Origin of the sequence: Rhodoferax sp., assembly GCF_044236835.1 — a bacterium.
GTDB lineage: Bacteria > Pseudomonadota > Gammaproteobacteria > Burkholderiales > Burkholderiaceae_C > Allorhodoferax.
In genome coordinates this window covers 1-13,253 of record NZ_JBIIGC010000033.1, presented here as the reverse complement: position 1 = coordinate 13,253, position 13,253 = coordinate 1, and the positions used below count along the sequence as shown (strand labels likewise).

Below are 13,253 nucleotides of genomic sequence, written 5' to 3'. Positions count from 1 at the left end.
CAATCATGTCCATGGTGATCACCTCTTACATCCCCGCTGAAAGTTTCAGCAGAGCAGTGGAACACCCCTGTCAATTTTCAATCGGCACTTGCCCTTTCAGACTGTCAATTTTCGGTCGGCGGCAACAACCAGGGCCATCATCCAGCTGGTGCGCAGCACGCCGGTGGCGCTTTTGAGTTCCTGGCGGCGGCTCTCGGCCCGGGCTTCGTCGGCGTACTCGCGGATGGAGAGCGCAAACGTGGTCACGCTGGCCAGCAGCAACAGGCCGAACACAATCACAAACAGGGCGCCAACCTGCTGCGTGGGGGTGAGGTCTCTCAAGAAAAAGTACATGTCAAGCCCTCATACATCCCGCAGTGCGATGACAGCCTGACGCGCCCGCACCAGAAAATCGCGGCGATCCTCGCCGTCTTCGACCCGCATGGGGGACCCAAAAGTCACCGAGCACAACACCGGCACCGGCACCACCTCCCCCTTGGGCAACACGTGCTGCACATTGTTGATCCAGGCCGGCACCAGCACCACGTTCGGGAATTTGCTGGCCAGGTTGAACAAGCCCGCTTTGAAAGCCTGCGGCTCTTCCAGGTGGCCGCGCGTGCCCTCAGGAAACAGAATGATGGAATCGCCCTTGGCCAGCGCAGCGATCAGCGGCTCCAGCGGGTCTTCCTCCGCCGTGCGCTCGCGCGACACATAAATCACGTTGAATACCGCACTGGTGAGCCACTTTTTAAACGGCGTCTTGGTCCAGTAGTCGCGTGCGGCAATGGCACGCGTCACGTTGCGCAGTTCCTTGGGCAAGGCCGCCCAGATCATCACCAGATCGGCATGGCTCTGGTGGTTGGCAAAGTAGATGCGCTGCTCGGCCTTGGGCGGGCAGCCATGCCAGCGGGCCTGCGATCCGGTGAGCACCCGGACCAGTCCCAGCAAAAACCACCCCACCATTTTGGCAAGCATGGCCGCGATGATACAGAGCGGACGTGTCGGTTTTGTGCGGCTCTCAACGCACGCTTCAACTGGCCGGATGGAAGACACTGCTGCTTCCTTTCGGTTGCAGAACACGCCTGGAAGAAACAATGCAAACCAGGAGCCTTGGCTTCATTTCCCCTTCGATTCATTCCAGCGCCCTGCCCACGCTGCCAGAGGTCGCATTGCCACCAAAAGATCCTCACCCCAGGGAGTCAGTCCGTACCCTTCGCCAGTTGTATGTTCCAGCAACTGCGCTTCGCGCAGCTCGTTTAACCGGACGTTAAGCACCGATGAGGAAACTTCAGAACATGCGGTTTGAAGTTCCCGGAATGTGACCGGACCATCGCGCAGCTCCCAAAGAATGCGCATCGTCCAGCGTTTGTGAAAAAGTTCGATAGCTGCATTGAATCCAGCTTTTACTTTGGCTTGGCCGACAACATCAGTATCTATTTTTTTCATGCTTCTATTTTAGCAGCACCTGTGCTATTCTCGCTTCGTTTTTAGAAGCAAAGGAACGACATGTCACATTCACGCATTGAAGCATTACCGGAGCCACTGGCCGAACCCATCGCGGGCCAGATGGCAAAGCTGATACCGCCGGGGATGCCGGCACCGAAGCTTTTCTTGAGCGTTGCCCGAAATGCCCCCTTGTTCGCCTTCATGGTGGAGTCCGGCCTGATTGGCCCCACGGGGCTGATGGACCGGCGCACGCTGGCAAAGGATGTCAGAGAAACACTCATCCTGCGCACCTGTGTGGCGACGCGCAATGACTACGAGTTCAATCTGCATGTTCAGACCATTTCCGCGCGCATGGGCTTATCCGCTGCGCAGATTGACGACATTCGGGCAGACCAGGTGTCTCCCGTGCTGTGGCGCGACGCGTTGCTGATTCTGGTGAAGCTTGTCGACGCACTGGTGAAACACCTGACTGTCCCGGATGAACTGTATGCGTCCGCCAGGCACTGCTTCTCAGAAGAGGAGTTGATCGAGATCACCCAGCTGGTAGGCTTGTACACTGGGGTAGCCATGATGGTTGCATTGATCCGCCCCGAGTTCGACCGGTATCAGGCGGGCCCCGTCTTCACGGTGGGCAAGCCAGCATGAGCAGTCAACTACCCTCTGCCGGTGTGGGAATCATTCCACGTGCCTTGCTGACTTCCGGGCGCAAGGCCCGTCCGTTGTCCCAAACATTCAGTGCCACCTATGCCAGCCACCCGCCATCGCAGCAACACGTCTTCGAATACAAAGAATTCACCGGTTTCCCCGACGACGCATCGGTCCCGCTGAGTTACTGGTATCTGCTTGCCCAGCGTGCACAACTGGGATTGATGATGGACCCCAGGTTCAGTTATCCGGTGGCAGGCATCGTGCACATTTCCAACACCATGCAACGGTGTGGGCCGGTCGATCTATCACAGACCATTGACATTGAAGTCAGCGCGAGCCAGGAGCCCATGGACGAGAGAGGCGCGCTCTACGTCAATTTTGATGTGCTGATCAGCCAGAGGGGGGCTGCCCAAGTGCGCTGTGAAAGTCGCTATCTAACCAAACGTGCTGGCATGAGAACGGGGCAGTCCGAGATCGCGAAAGAACACGACGCAGATTTCCTGCACCTCGCAGATTGGGCGTTGGAATCCGGTGTAGGGCGTCAGTACGCCAAAATTTCCGGGGATTACAACCCCATCCACCTGTGGCCTTGGTCTGCGAAGCTGCTGGGCTTCAAGAAACCGATTGCCCATGGGATGTTTCTGGTGGCGAAAACCCAGGCGGTGCTGGAGCAGACGATAGGTACACCCGTGACGCACATGTCGGCCACTTTCCTGAAACCCGCAATGGTCCCTGGGCAACTGCGTCTGGAGCGAATGGCAGACCGGTACCGGATACTGGCCGGCGCAACCGTTTGCGCCACCGGCACGTTCTCGGGGGAGAAGGTGTGAGCGCCGCAGAAAGTCTCAAGTCCCGATTGATGCGGTATGCCTTCCATCTATCACCGCTTTTCCGGGCCACGGGTGCCTGGATCACGCACATCAGCGCTGACTTACGCCTTGTGAAACTCAAACGTGCCATGTCGCCCTGCGCCATCTGCAAAGCGGCTTGATCCAGTCAATGTTTCCCCGCTGTGGATGGTCATGAGGCCACGGCGGATCTCGTTTGCAATGGCGTCGGCATCGCCCAGTTCATACTGTTCCAGCAGCGAGAGGCGATCGTTGCGCATGCTTGTTTGAGGAAAGCCGACCAGCGTTCGCGCCAGCGCCGTCGCGTGCGCCAGTGCTGCGCCATCGTCAACCACCTGCGTCACCAAACCGATGGCCTTGGCTTCCTCCATGGCAACCGGGCGACCCGTCAAGACAAGCTCAAGCGCCCGACCTTCACCGATCAGACGCGGCAGACGAATGGTCCCCAGGTCCACAAGTGGCACGCCAAAGCGCCGATTGAAGATGCCCATCACCGCCGACCTTCCGGCGATGCGGATGTCGCACCACAAGGCAAGCTCCATGCCGCCTGCAACCGCATGGCCTTCGATAGCGGCAATGACTGGTTTGCCCAGGCGCAGTCGGGTTGGTCCCATCGGCGCAAACTCACCATCGGGTTCAACCGGCTTGCGTTCTCCTGCGGCCAAAGCCTGCAAATCGGCACCAGCGCAGAATGCACCACCCGCGCCGGTCAGGATTGCGATATCGGCGTTGTCGTCGGCATCGAATGCCTTGAACGCTGCGATGAGGGCGATGGCAGTTTGCAAATCGAACGCATTGCGCCGCTCGACGCGGTTGATCGTGATAGTGGTCACGCGCTCGGCGGTGAGGACCGACAGGATAGTGGTCATGCCACACCCCCGTTCGCAGCGTGGGGCGGCGAAGCCACGTCATCAGATGCCTGCGCCTTCAGGACTGTACCTTGCGCTGCGGCACACAGCTTTTCCACCCCATCCTGCACGGCAAACACGTCGCAGCGGCTGACGCATTGGGTCTTGCCTGCACTGAGTGTCCAGGCTCTGGCGATCAGCGTTTGCCCAACCGCAGGTCTCAGGTAGTTGATCTTGATTTCAGCGGTCAGTACGCCGCCGCCCAAAGACAGCGCCGCAGCGAAAGTCAGTGCGTTGTCGGCCAGATAGGCAAGCACACCGCCGTGCACAAAACCGCGGCCCTGCTTGATCTGGTCGGTGATGGGCAGCCGCAATGCGACAGCACCATCGCCGTAGGACACCATTTCGGTGCCCATCATGACGCTGAAGGGCTGCGCCGCCAAGGCATCGCGGGCGGCGGTCAGAAGGTCATTCATCGGGTTACCTTTGTTTGGATCGGTGGTCAATGGGCTGATGATCAGGCATTCAGACTGGGTTGGGCGACACCGGCGAGTAAGCGTGTTGGTTCTCCTGCAGCCAACGACCGGCTTGCGCGTTGTGCATCTGATTGGGATGGAACCCGGGCGCCAAGTAGTCTTTCCACGGCCCCCGCAGCGCGCGCACCAGGCCCTCGCGACCGAACAAAAATCGGCTGGCGCTGGCCCAGGTCGAGGGCCGCCACCAAGTACCGTCGTGCCACAGGTTGTTGATTGTCTGGCGCGTCAGTTCAAACAAGAACGACTTGGTGACGAGTTGGTAGTAGCGAACACGCCACTCGTCATTGCCGCCCAGTGCCAGGTACACGTCAATCGCGGTGCACTTGTGTTCGATCTCTTCGCTGAAGTGCCACAACCACATTGTGTTGATGCGCTCGTCTTCGCTGTGAAACCAATGCGGGTGGGCCAGACCCCAGTCCGACAAGATGGCGGTGAGGTGCTCAGTGGCGGCTGTGATGCCCAGGCCATGCCGCGGGTCGGCAGAGGCAACCAGCGACACGCGTCGGTCGAACCGGGCGTGCCAATGGTTGATCAAACCTTGCTTTTCGAGATGGCCATTGAACTGACTGTGAATACGACGATGGGTAGCCTCCTGGCCAATGAAGCCTTTCACCTCGGCCTCAAAAGCCGCTCTTTTGTCCTCTGGCAGCGTAGCGACGCCGTGCTTGACCGAGTCGATGAAAAACTGCTCGCCACGCGGGAAACTCATCGACAGGGCGTTGAAGAATGCCGTGCGAAAGGCATCGCCGCCGCACCAGTGGCGCGGCAGGGGCGGGCCAAAGTCGAGGTGCAGGCGACGGATTGTGAGTTGGCTCATGGTGGGGGTCTCGGTAGGTGGGAAAAACGGGGCGCATTCAGAGCGCAGAGAAGTCGACAGTTTCAAGCCGCGACACGCTGTCCGCATTGCTGCGCAGGGTTTGCAACAGCGACGCGACACGTGGCTGGATGCAGGCCACGTAGTCCAGCGCCATGGTTACCTTGTTCTTGTGCCAGGTGTCGTCTTCAGAGGCCGCAGCGAGCGCGATGCGCGCGTGCATCCAGCTCATCACGGTGTGACCCAGCAACTCCAGAAATGCCGGTGCGGCGTGGCCTACGGTTTCCCGATTGAACAGCGCGTCCACGCCCAGAGCGGCCGCCAGCTCGCCGACATCCCGTGAGAAGGTTTGCAGCGATGCAGCCAGCGGTACCAGGCGCGGGGCTTGTTGCAGTGCCACGGCTGTCTCTTCGAACAACGCTCCCAGCAGTTTCAGCCGCGCGCCTTGATCGGCCAGCACCTTGCGGCCCAACAGGTCCAGCGCCTGGATCGCATTGGTGCCCTCATACAGACGGCAGATCGCCTGATCGCGCACGACTTGCTCCATGCCGGTCTCAATGATGTAACCCGCACCGCCGAACAAGCATAACGCTGCCCCGATGTGCTCCGCGGCTTGGTTGGATAAATAACCCTTGACCACAGGCGTGAGCAAGGCGGCCAGGTCGCCGCTGCGGCGGCGCTCGTCGGCATCCGGGTGGTGTTGCTCCTTGTCCAGCAACAGCCCCACCAACGCGACAAGGGCACGTCCGCCGTCGATGAACTGTTTGTGCGCCAACAGCGTGCGGCGCACGACGCTGTGGCTGATGATGGGGTCGGCCGACAGCAACGGCTGCGCCACGCCGGCAAGCGCCCGCCCTTGCAGTCGCGTGCGGGAGTGCTGCAATGCGTTCTGGTACGCGATCTCTGCCAATCCCACGCTTTGCACGCCGACTTCGAGCCGTGCACCGTTCATCAGCAGGAACATGCACCGCAGCCCCTGGCCGATGTCACCCACGAGGTGCGCCTGCGCATTGTCGAAGGCCAACGCGCAGGTTGCGTTGGCGCGGATACCGTGTTTTTGTTCCAAACCGAGCAAGGACACGCCGTTTCGCGCGCCGATCCCGCCATCGGCCAGTTGCTGTCGCGACACCACAAAAAGGCTGATACCTTTGGTGCCAGCCGGTGCATCAGGCGTACGCGCCAACACCAGGTGAACGATATTGGGTGTCAAGTCGTGCTCGCCGTTGCTGATGAAACACTTCTGGCCCGACACACGCCACAAGCCTGAGGTCTCCTGTTTGGCCATAGTCTTGATGAGGCCCAGGTCGCTGCCTGCCTGAGGTTCGGTCAGGCACATCGTGCCGCTCCACTGTCCGCTGGCCAGTGGTGCGGCGTACAACGCCAGGACCTCAGCACTGGCAAAGCGGGTGAGACAAGCCAGGACGCCTTCGCGCACATTGGCGAGGATGGAGAAAGCCAGGTTGGCCGCGCACAGGTTCTCGGTGAACAGTGCGCCAACGGCCCGCGGAAAGCCTTGCCCGCCTTGCCCTGCAGGAACGGTGAGTGACGGCCAGCCGGCATCGACATAGTCTCGATAGGCGTCGGTCCACCCTGGAGGTGTTTTGACCTCGCCCTCTTCGCGGCGGCAACCGTCCCGGTCACCGCTGGCGTTCAGCGGCAGCAAGCGTTGGGTCGCAAATCGGCTACCGGCTTCGAGGACTGCCGCAGCGTCGTTGGCGTCCATGGACGAAAAATCTGAGCATTTTTGCCATTGTTCAGACGCGTGCAGCACGCGCTCCAGTAGAAAAATTTGCTCGCGCAATGGGGGTTCGAAACTCAGCATGGGGCTAAAGTTATGAGTGACATTTCATGCACCTTTGAACGCGGGTGCGCGCTTTTGCATCATCGCCATCACGCCTTCACGCACGTCCTGCGTCTTGAGTAGACCCAGCAGGCGCGGCATCAAAGCGGCCAAGGCTGCGGCTTCGCCTTCGCGCTGCGCCTGGTGCGCCGATTCGAGCAAGGCCTGCACGCCCAGTGGTGCGGCCTTGGCGACGTTCTGGGCCAAGGCCAGCGCACGTTCCTGCAACTGTGCGGGCGGCACCACTTCGCTGACCAGCCGCATGCGCAAGGCTTCGCTGGCTGAGAACTCATCACCCGTGAGCATGTAGCGCATGGCGTCACTCCAGCCTGCGGCCCGCGTGAATCGGACGGAGGCACCGCCCGACGGTGTAATCCCCCGCAGCACCTCGGTTTGCGAAAAGCGCGCGCTTTCAGCCGCCAATGCGATGTCTGCTGCCAGCATGAGCTCCAAGCCCGCCGTGAAGCACACACCCTGCACCGCAACGATCAACGGTTTGCGCATGATGGCACCGCTTGCGGCAAATGGGTCGAACCCGTCATCGGGGTAGCTTAGCCCACCGCCGGTCAGCTTGGGTGCCAGTTCCATGAGGTCCAGGCCCGCAGAGAAATGCTCGCCGTGCGCGAATACGAGCGCGCAGCGCAGCGCGGGGTCGCGATCGTACTCGCCCAAGGCCGAGGAAAGGTCCGCCAACATGTTGTAGTCGAACGCGTTTCTTTTGGCGACCCGGTTCAGGCCGATCAGGAACACGCCCTCGCTGCGTTCGCGGGTCACGGAACCAATGTTGTTATCGGTCATTTGATTTTCCTCAGTTGCTGGGTTGCGGCCCCAGCGGGGTTTTCGTTCATGTGAAAGGACACTGCTTGAACAGATAAGGAGATACTAAAGGGTTGCTATCGGTTGACTAGATCACAAAAAGTGCACAAACTGCTTCCATGAGGGAACCAATCTCAGATAAGTCGACTGCAGTACCACTGCGCTTTGAGGCTGCGGCTGGTCTGGATGCCAATGCACTGGAACTGTTCGCCCGGGTTGTTCAAGCCGGCAGTTTTGCGCGAGCAGCGCACAGTTTGGGTCAAACACGGGCTGCCGTGAGCCGGCGCGTAGCAGCCATGGAGGCGCTTGTCGGCCAACCCTTGCTTGCGCGCACCACGCGTTCGCTGGGGCTCACCGAAGCTGGGCGGCGCCTGGCCCAGCACGCCAGAGCGGTGCTGGATGCCGCCGAAACCGCACGGGGCACGATTCGCGCCACGCAGGCTGGCTTCGCGGGGCGGTTGCGCATCAGTGCTGCGCCCAGTATTGGCCGCACTTTGCTGGTACCCCTTTTGGCCGAGTTTCAACAGCTACATCCTGGCTTGAGCTATGAGCTGCTATTTAACGTCCGGCGCATGGACCTGCTGCGTGAAGGCGTTGATGTGGCTTTTCGGATAACGCGCAAGCCGCCTGAAGATTTGGTGGCGCGGCCAGTGGTTCCATTTCGCATCAGTGCCTATGCTTCGCCACTCCGATTCGCACCGCTGCCCGACCCAACTGCGCTGAGCACAACACCGCTGCTCCTGTTTGGTGCTGCCCGCGACAATGCGTCGACCTTGCTGTGGCGCTCCGGCAAGCACTCGAAAACAGTGCAAGTGCGTGGTGTCGTCTACAGCGAAGACCTTGACACTTTGATTGCCCTCGCGATGGCTGGCAGCGGCGTGGTGCTGACCATGGACTGTTCCGTCGCGCAACAACTCGACTCGGGTTTACTCATCGATCTCTTGCCAAACTGGCACCTTCCGTTGGCGGAAGGCGAAACCGTCCAGGCGCTGACCTTGCCCTTCCCTGTGGCGAGCGAAAGCGCGCGTGCTTTGGTGCGTTTTGTTGCTGAGCGATGGCACTCCAAACGGCAAGCCTGACGCTCTGAGAGGGAGCGCGGGACTGGAACTTCCGTCGCGGCCGCCAGGTCGTGCGCGAGCAGGTGGCCTGCGGATTCAAGCGCAGCCTTATCGATCGACATCGACATCGACATCGACGTTGATGAGCCGGGTGGGCAGCGCTTTGGTGGCCAGGCGGGCTGAGGTTCTGAGAATGGGGCTGCTTTAGTTGCGGTGGTGCTGACGCAGAGGAGCCGCACACCATGGATTGCCGTGGCATTGGTGAATCGAAACCAGAGGTGACCCACTGATCTGACGTGAAGTAACTGGTTTGTACGCAACAGCTTGCAAATATATAGACTGATCTGTATACTTTTGTTTTATTTGCTACAGAGTCAGTTGCCCTCGACCCGGTACAAAGCGAGCCATGAATCCCAATCGCCAAAAAGTGCTTGACGCCACATTGCAGTTACTCGCGCAGTCTGGCCTCTCGGGAGCCGGCCTCAATGATGTCATTGCTCTGAGCGGCGCATCAAGGGGATCGCTTTATCACTTTTTCCCCGGTGGCAAGCAGCAGTGGGTTGCGGAGGCTTTGCAGATCTATGCCGACTCGTTTGCGCAGGGCTGCGAGACGGCAATTTCCACAGCCCCTACGGTTTCGCAAAGGATAGCCAACGTCTTTTTGTTTGCGGCAAAGATGATGAAAACCCGCAACTTCCAAAGTGGCTGTCCGGTGGGAGCAGTCGCGCTGGATCTTGATGACGATAGCGAACACCTGCGCAGCCTGTGTCTGGACATCATGGCGCAATGGCAGCACCAACTTGCGGCCCACCTGACGCCACTGCCAAAGGCAAAGGCCTTGGCGCTTGCAAAGATGGTTATTGCCTGTTTTGAAGGTGCCTTCATGCTCGCCCGCCTAGAGCGCAGCACCGCCCCGCTGACACTGGCAGCGGAGCAGATGACTACGTTGCTGGAGGCCCATATCGAAGCCGTTTCAGAGGGCAGTCTCCCAGATCACGCACGCAGAGATTGTCCAGTTTCGGGGGCAAATGACGCTGCAGGACCGATTGGATTGGTCCAAGAGGGTCGAAGTAATAGGCGCTGGCGGCAAACGGGTCGCCGTCGTTGACAAATCCTTGGCGTTTCGCCGCTAGCGCCGAACCCCGGCAAACTATTCAACATGAAAGCAAAACCATGGGTACCACAGAAAGTCTCAAGTCCCGATTGATGCGGTATGCCTTCAATCTATCACCGGTTTTCCGGGCCACGGGTGCCTGGATCACGCACATCAGCGCTGACTTGCGCCTTGTGAAACTCAAATTGCCACTCACGCTGAAGACCAAAAATCCGATGGGAACCATGTGCGGCGGCAATATGTACAGCGCTGTTCATGGCATCTACCTCGTGATGCTCTTAAAAAATTTAGGGCCCAACTATCTTTGTCTGGACCGTTTATCAACCATCAAATTCCTGAAACCCGGCAGAGGCACCCTGTTTGCCCAATTTGAATTGACCCGCGACGAGATCGACGCAGTCAAGGCCCTGGTTGCCGAGCATGGGCGAATAGACCGCCAGTACCGTATTGAACTTAAGGACGCCAACGGAGTTTTGTGCGGCGAGGTGACGTGCACGGTCCATGTCCGCTTGAAGCCAGAGCAATAGGAAACCGCAGTAGAAAGGGAGCCGCAAGATGAGTGAGACAGTATCCATTTCCATCCGGGACCGGGTCGCTATTGTGACCATCAAGAGGCCACAGCACCGCAACGCCGTCGATCTGCCAACTGCACAGGCTTTGCTGGCGGCGTTCAAGTCTTTCGATGCCAACGACGACGCGGATGTCGCCATACTCACGGGTGCGGCAGGTGCCTTTTGCGCGGGTACCGATCTCAAGGCACTGGCCCCAGGGGAGCGCAAACCGGTCAACCCCGACGGGGAGTTTGCACCGATGGGGCCGACCCGCCTGCGGCCACGCAAGCCCGTGGTTGCAGCCGTCGTGGGTCACCCGGTCGCCGGCGGGATGGAGCTTGCATTGTGGTGTGATCTGGGCATCGTCGGCCGGTCCGCCATTCTGGGCATCTTCAACCGCCGTTTTGGCGTGCTGCTGGTTGACCTTGGAACCATCCGCCTTCCGCGCATCATCGGGCTGGTTCGTGCCTTGTAACTGATCCTGACCGGGCGTCCGGTTGAAGCCCAAGAGGCCATGGCGATCGGGCTTGTCAACGCGGTTGTCGAAGACGGTGCTGCACTTGAGACCTCCCTGGCTTGGGCGAAAAACATCGCTGCATTTCCGCAGATCGCCATGCGCAACGACCGGATGTCCGTGCAAGAACAATGGGACTTGGACGAAACCGGCGCAACAGCCAACGAGATTGCCCATGGCCTTGCGACGATCCACAGTGGAGAGACGCTATCGGGTTCCTCACGTTTCGTCGAAGGCGATGGTCGGCATGGAAACTTCGATTAACTGGCGCTGTTCGGTGCCGAACATTCAATTGGTGTCTCCTCCTGCATACTGGCGTTGCGCAACCACAGGATGCCCCGATCATGGCAACCGGGCGACCCGCGGTCGTCCCCTTGCGTTTGGCCATCCATCATTTCCATCAAGGCGTATTCTTGGTTAGACAAACTCAGCCCCGTTTTGTGGTTCCGTAGTCGCCAAACGGTGCGTCTCTCTCCCGCACCGCCTGCCGAAACCCCACGTTGGCCGCACGGGTGACGAAGTCCTGCCCCTCCCGCGTATGGCGGGCGATGCCATCGAACAAAATGCCTAGCAGCTTGGTGGTCTGCAATCCGGACTGATCCGCCTGATGGTTGCAGAACATCTTCAGCATCTCCAGCTGATTCAATGGTAGGCACGCCATCCGGCGCGCAAGGGCCAGTGAGGTTTCTCCCAGTACCGAGTCATCGACTAACTCCTGTATCAACCCCAACTCAAAAGCGCGGGTCGCTGAGATTTCATCCCCGGTGAGAAGGTACCGCTTTGTCGCCTGGTAGCCAAGTCTATGCATCCACATCGGGTTGGTCGGTACACCCCACACCCGCGCTGGCGGGTAACCAAAAGAAGCTGAGCGACCAGCAACAATTACGTCAGCCCATAGCGCCAGGTCACAGCCACCGGCGAGGCACCAACCCTGCACACTCGCGATGGTCGGTTTGCTCAGATACCATAACTTTTGGAACACTCGAACGTATGAAGAGATCACGTGGTAGTCGGACACAGAGTCCCAATGCCGCTGGGTGGCTTCTTCGGCTTGGTTTTCAACTGCAATTTGAAGGTCATAGCCAGCGCAAAACGCAGGTCCCTCGGCCTGCAGTAGCACTACACGTGCCTCCGGATTTTGTTGCGCTTCTTCAAGCGCGCCATTCAGCGCGTCTCGGAGGTGTGGGGTTATGGTGTTGTACTGCTGAGGCCGGGATAAGGTAATAGAAAAAACACCTTTTTCTAGACTATGGCGAAGAACGGGATTGGTCATGATGGTCTGCCCTTTCAAAAATCAATATTAAGAAGGCAGTTCAACTATCAACGCAACACGTCAATGCAAGTAGCCGGGCGTGCGCGGCAGCCGGCTCAGGCTTTAGGTGCCAGTACCAGCGACAGCGAGAAGCCCCCAGTCCCGGACTTGTCCTTGTACTCCATAAAGAGCTCAACGAGCCTGCGCTGCAGCTGCTTGGCATCGTCCCCAGTCAAGTTCAGTTCTGAAGCGTACAAGTTGACGTAGGATGGTGTTCCTTCGTCGAGCAATGCGGGGGTTCGGCCGGGCTCGAAGTCAGGACGCATAACCAGTCCGCCTTGTCTGTCAGCGTAGATCAGTGTGCCCCACGATGCATGGCCGCTACGCAATAGTGTCTTTCGACCAGCCTCTATCAGGAGGCGTGATTGTTCAGTCACCCTTTTTTGGGTGATTCTCCGCATCAGTTCATCGGGAAGCAGGTCGTGTTCAAACGAGTAGGGTACGAAAATGCGTTTCCCTGGGGCTCGGTAGCGCGTGATCGGACGACCAGCGCGCTGCGTGACGCTGTCAACGACGAGCAGACCCTGTGCCAGCAGCCTGGTCGCCATCCGTGAGCATGTGCTAATTGGCAACTGACACTGCAATGCGGCCTTAGACAAGACACTCGGCCCCGCCAGGAAGACAGAGAGAAACGCAAGCAGGCGATCGTTACGCAAGAGTCTCGCAGCTTGAGCGCTCTTCACCACGTACAAGCCAGTTGCATTTTCATCTTGTATTGCAAGTGGCTTTGCGCCTTCAACGGGGACGTGTACCAACTTGGACATGACTAAAGAAAGGAAAAAAGGTTTGAATCGTCCCGGGCTGTTGGCGCCGATTGAATCCTGACAGGGAGTGCCGATCCAATTTTGATAGGGGGCTTGTAGCCAGCATTTAGGTTGCTGGCTGTGGATAACTATAGCGTCCTACAGGGTTGGCACCTCCTGACTGGC

15 protein-coding genes and 1 pseudogene are annotated in these 13,253 nt (G+C 59.2%); 6 read left to right on the top strand and 10 right to left on the bottom strand.

The features are described 5' to 3' along the window. Positions 1-96 precede the first annotated feature (96 nt). The 3 genes from ACILRC_RS14875 to ACILRC_RS14865 all read right to left on the bottom strand — a co-directional run bounded on the left by ACILRC_RS14875 (position 97) and on the right by ACILRC_RS14865 (position 1,425). Positions 97-333: a hypothetical protein gene (locus tag ACILRC_RS14875; RefSeq protein WP_395670154.1), complete on the bottom strand. Its 237-nt coding sequence runs from the start codon at positions 331-333 to the stop codon at positions 97-99. Between the two features lie 9 nt (positions 334-342). Further along, the gene (locus tag ACILRC_RS14870) at positions 343-954 is read right to left on the bottom strand and encodes a lysophospholipid acyltransferase family protein (RefSeq protein WP_395670153.1); all 612 of its coding nucleotides are present in this window, start codon (positions 952-954) and stop codon (positions 343-345) included. Between the two features lie 141 nt (positions 955-1,095). Then, positions 1,096-1,425 (bottom strand): winged helix-turn-helix transcriptional regulator, encoded by a 330-nt coding sequence (locus ACILRC_RS14865; protein WP_395670152.1) that lies wholly within the window; start codon positions 1,423-1,425, stop codon positions 1,096-1,098. A gap of 60 nt (positions 1,426-1,485) precedes the next feature. On the opposite strand from ACILRC_RS14865, the gene ACILRC_RS14860 reads away from it, so the two are divergent. Then, complete coding sequence (locus tag ACILRC_RS14860; RefSeq protein WP_395670151.1) at positions 1,486-2,070, top strand: carboxymuconolactone decarboxylase family protein; 585 nt, start codon at positions 1,486-1,488, stop codon at positions 2,068-2,070. A gap of 44 nt (positions 2,071-2,114) precedes the next feature. Further along, positions 2,115-2,903, top strand: a complete 789-nt coding sequence (locus tag ACILRC_RS14855; protein ID WP_395670150.1) for a MaoC/PaaZ C-terminal domain-containing protein — start codon at positions 2,115-2,117, stop codon at positions 2,901-2,903. Positions 2,904-3,004: 101 nt separating this feature from the next. On the opposite strand, the gene ACILRC_RS14850 is transcribed toward ACILRC_RS14855, so the two are convergent. Genes ACILRC_RS14850 through ACILRC_RS14830 form a run of 5 tightly spaced genes read right to left on the bottom strand, consistent with a single transcriptional unit; the run spans position 3,005 to position 7,757 of the window. Then, positions 3,005-3,790, bottom strand: a complete 786-nt coding sequence (locus tag ACILRC_RS14850; RefSeq protein ID WP_395670149.1) for a crotonase/enoyl-CoA hydratase family protein — start codon at positions 3,788-3,790, stop codon at positions 3,005-3,007. Next, a complete protein-coding gene (locus tag ACILRC_RS14845; protein WP_395670148.1) occupies positions 3,787-4,245 on the bottom strand; it encodes a PaaI family thioesterase in 459 nt (152 codons plus the stop codon). Before ACILRC_RS14845 ends, ACILRC_RS14850 begins: the two co-directional genes overlap by 4 nt. 49 nt (positions 4,246-4,294) lie before the next feature. Continuing rightward, entirely contained in the window at positions 4,295-5,122 is an 828-nt protein-coding gene (locus tag ACILRC_RS14840) for a metal-dependent hydrolase (protein WP_395670147.1), read from the bottom strand. 37 nt (positions 5,123-5,159) lie between these two features. After that, positions 5,160-6,941 carry an acyl-CoA dehydrogenase family protein gene (locus tag ACILRC_RS14835; RefSeq protein ID WP_395670146.1) on the bottom strand — a complete coding sequence of 594 codons (1,782 nt, stop codon included), beginning with the start codon at positions 6,939-6,941 and terminating at the stop codon, positions 5,160-5,162. Between the two features lie 24 nt (positions 6,942-6,965). Continuing rightward, a complete protein-coding gene (locus tag ACILRC_RS14830) occupies positions 6,966-7,757 on the bottom strand; it encodes a crotonase/enoyl-CoA hydratase family protein (protein WP_395670145.1) in 792 nt (263 codons plus the stop codon). A gap of 137 nt (positions 7,758-7,894) precedes the next feature. Here ACILRC_RS14830 and ACILRC_RS14825 point away from each other — a divergent pair, with 137 nt between their 5' ends. From ACILRC_RS14825 to ACILRC_RS14810, 4 genes and pseudogenes are all read left to right on the top strand, one after another. Further along, positions 7,895-8,854, top strand: a complete 960-nt coding sequence (locus tag ACILRC_RS14825; protein ID WP_395670144.1) for a LysR family transcriptional regulator — start codon at positions 7,895-7,897, stop codon at positions 8,852-8,854. A gap of 385 nt (positions 8,855-9,239) precedes the next feature. Beyond that, positions 9,240-9,941, top strand: coding sequence for a TetR family transcriptional regulator C-terminal domain-containing protein (locus ACILRC_RS14820; RefSeq protein WP_395670143.1), 702 nt, complete (start codon positions 9,240-9,242; stop codon positions 9,939-9,941). A gap of 65 nt (positions 9,942-10,006) precedes the next feature. Beyond that, positions 10,007-10,474 carry a DUF4442 domain-containing protein gene (locus tag ACILRC_RS14815; RefSeq protein WP_395670142.1) on the top strand — a complete coding sequence of 156 codons (468 nt, stop codon included), beginning with the start codon at positions 10,007-10,009 and terminating at the stop codon, positions 10,472-10,474. A 28-nt stretch (positions 10,475-10,502) separates the two neighbouring features. Continuing rightward, positions 10,503-11,276 (top strand): annotated as a pseudogene (locus ACILRC_RS14810) (crotonase/enoyl-CoA hydratase family protein). Positions 11,277-11,439: 163 nt separating this feature from the next. Here the strand turns inward: ACILRC_RS14810 and ACILRC_RS14805 are convergent. Both ACILRC_RS14805 and ACILRC_RS14800 read right to left on the bottom strand, forming a co-directional pair. Then, a complete protein-coding gene (locus ACILRC_RS14805; RefSeq protein ID WP_395670141.1) occupies positions 11,440-12,285 on the bottom strand; it encodes a crotonase/enoyl-CoA hydratase family protein in 846 nt (281 codons plus the stop codon). A gap of 95 nt (positions 12,286-12,380) precedes the next feature. Next, positions 12,381-13,088 (bottom strand): hypothetical protein, encoded by a 708-nt coding sequence (locus ACILRC_RS14800; RefSeq protein ID WP_395670140.1) that lies wholly within the window; start codon positions 13,086-13,088, stop codon positions 12,381-12,383. Positions 13,089-13,253: the final 165 nt, after the last annotated feature.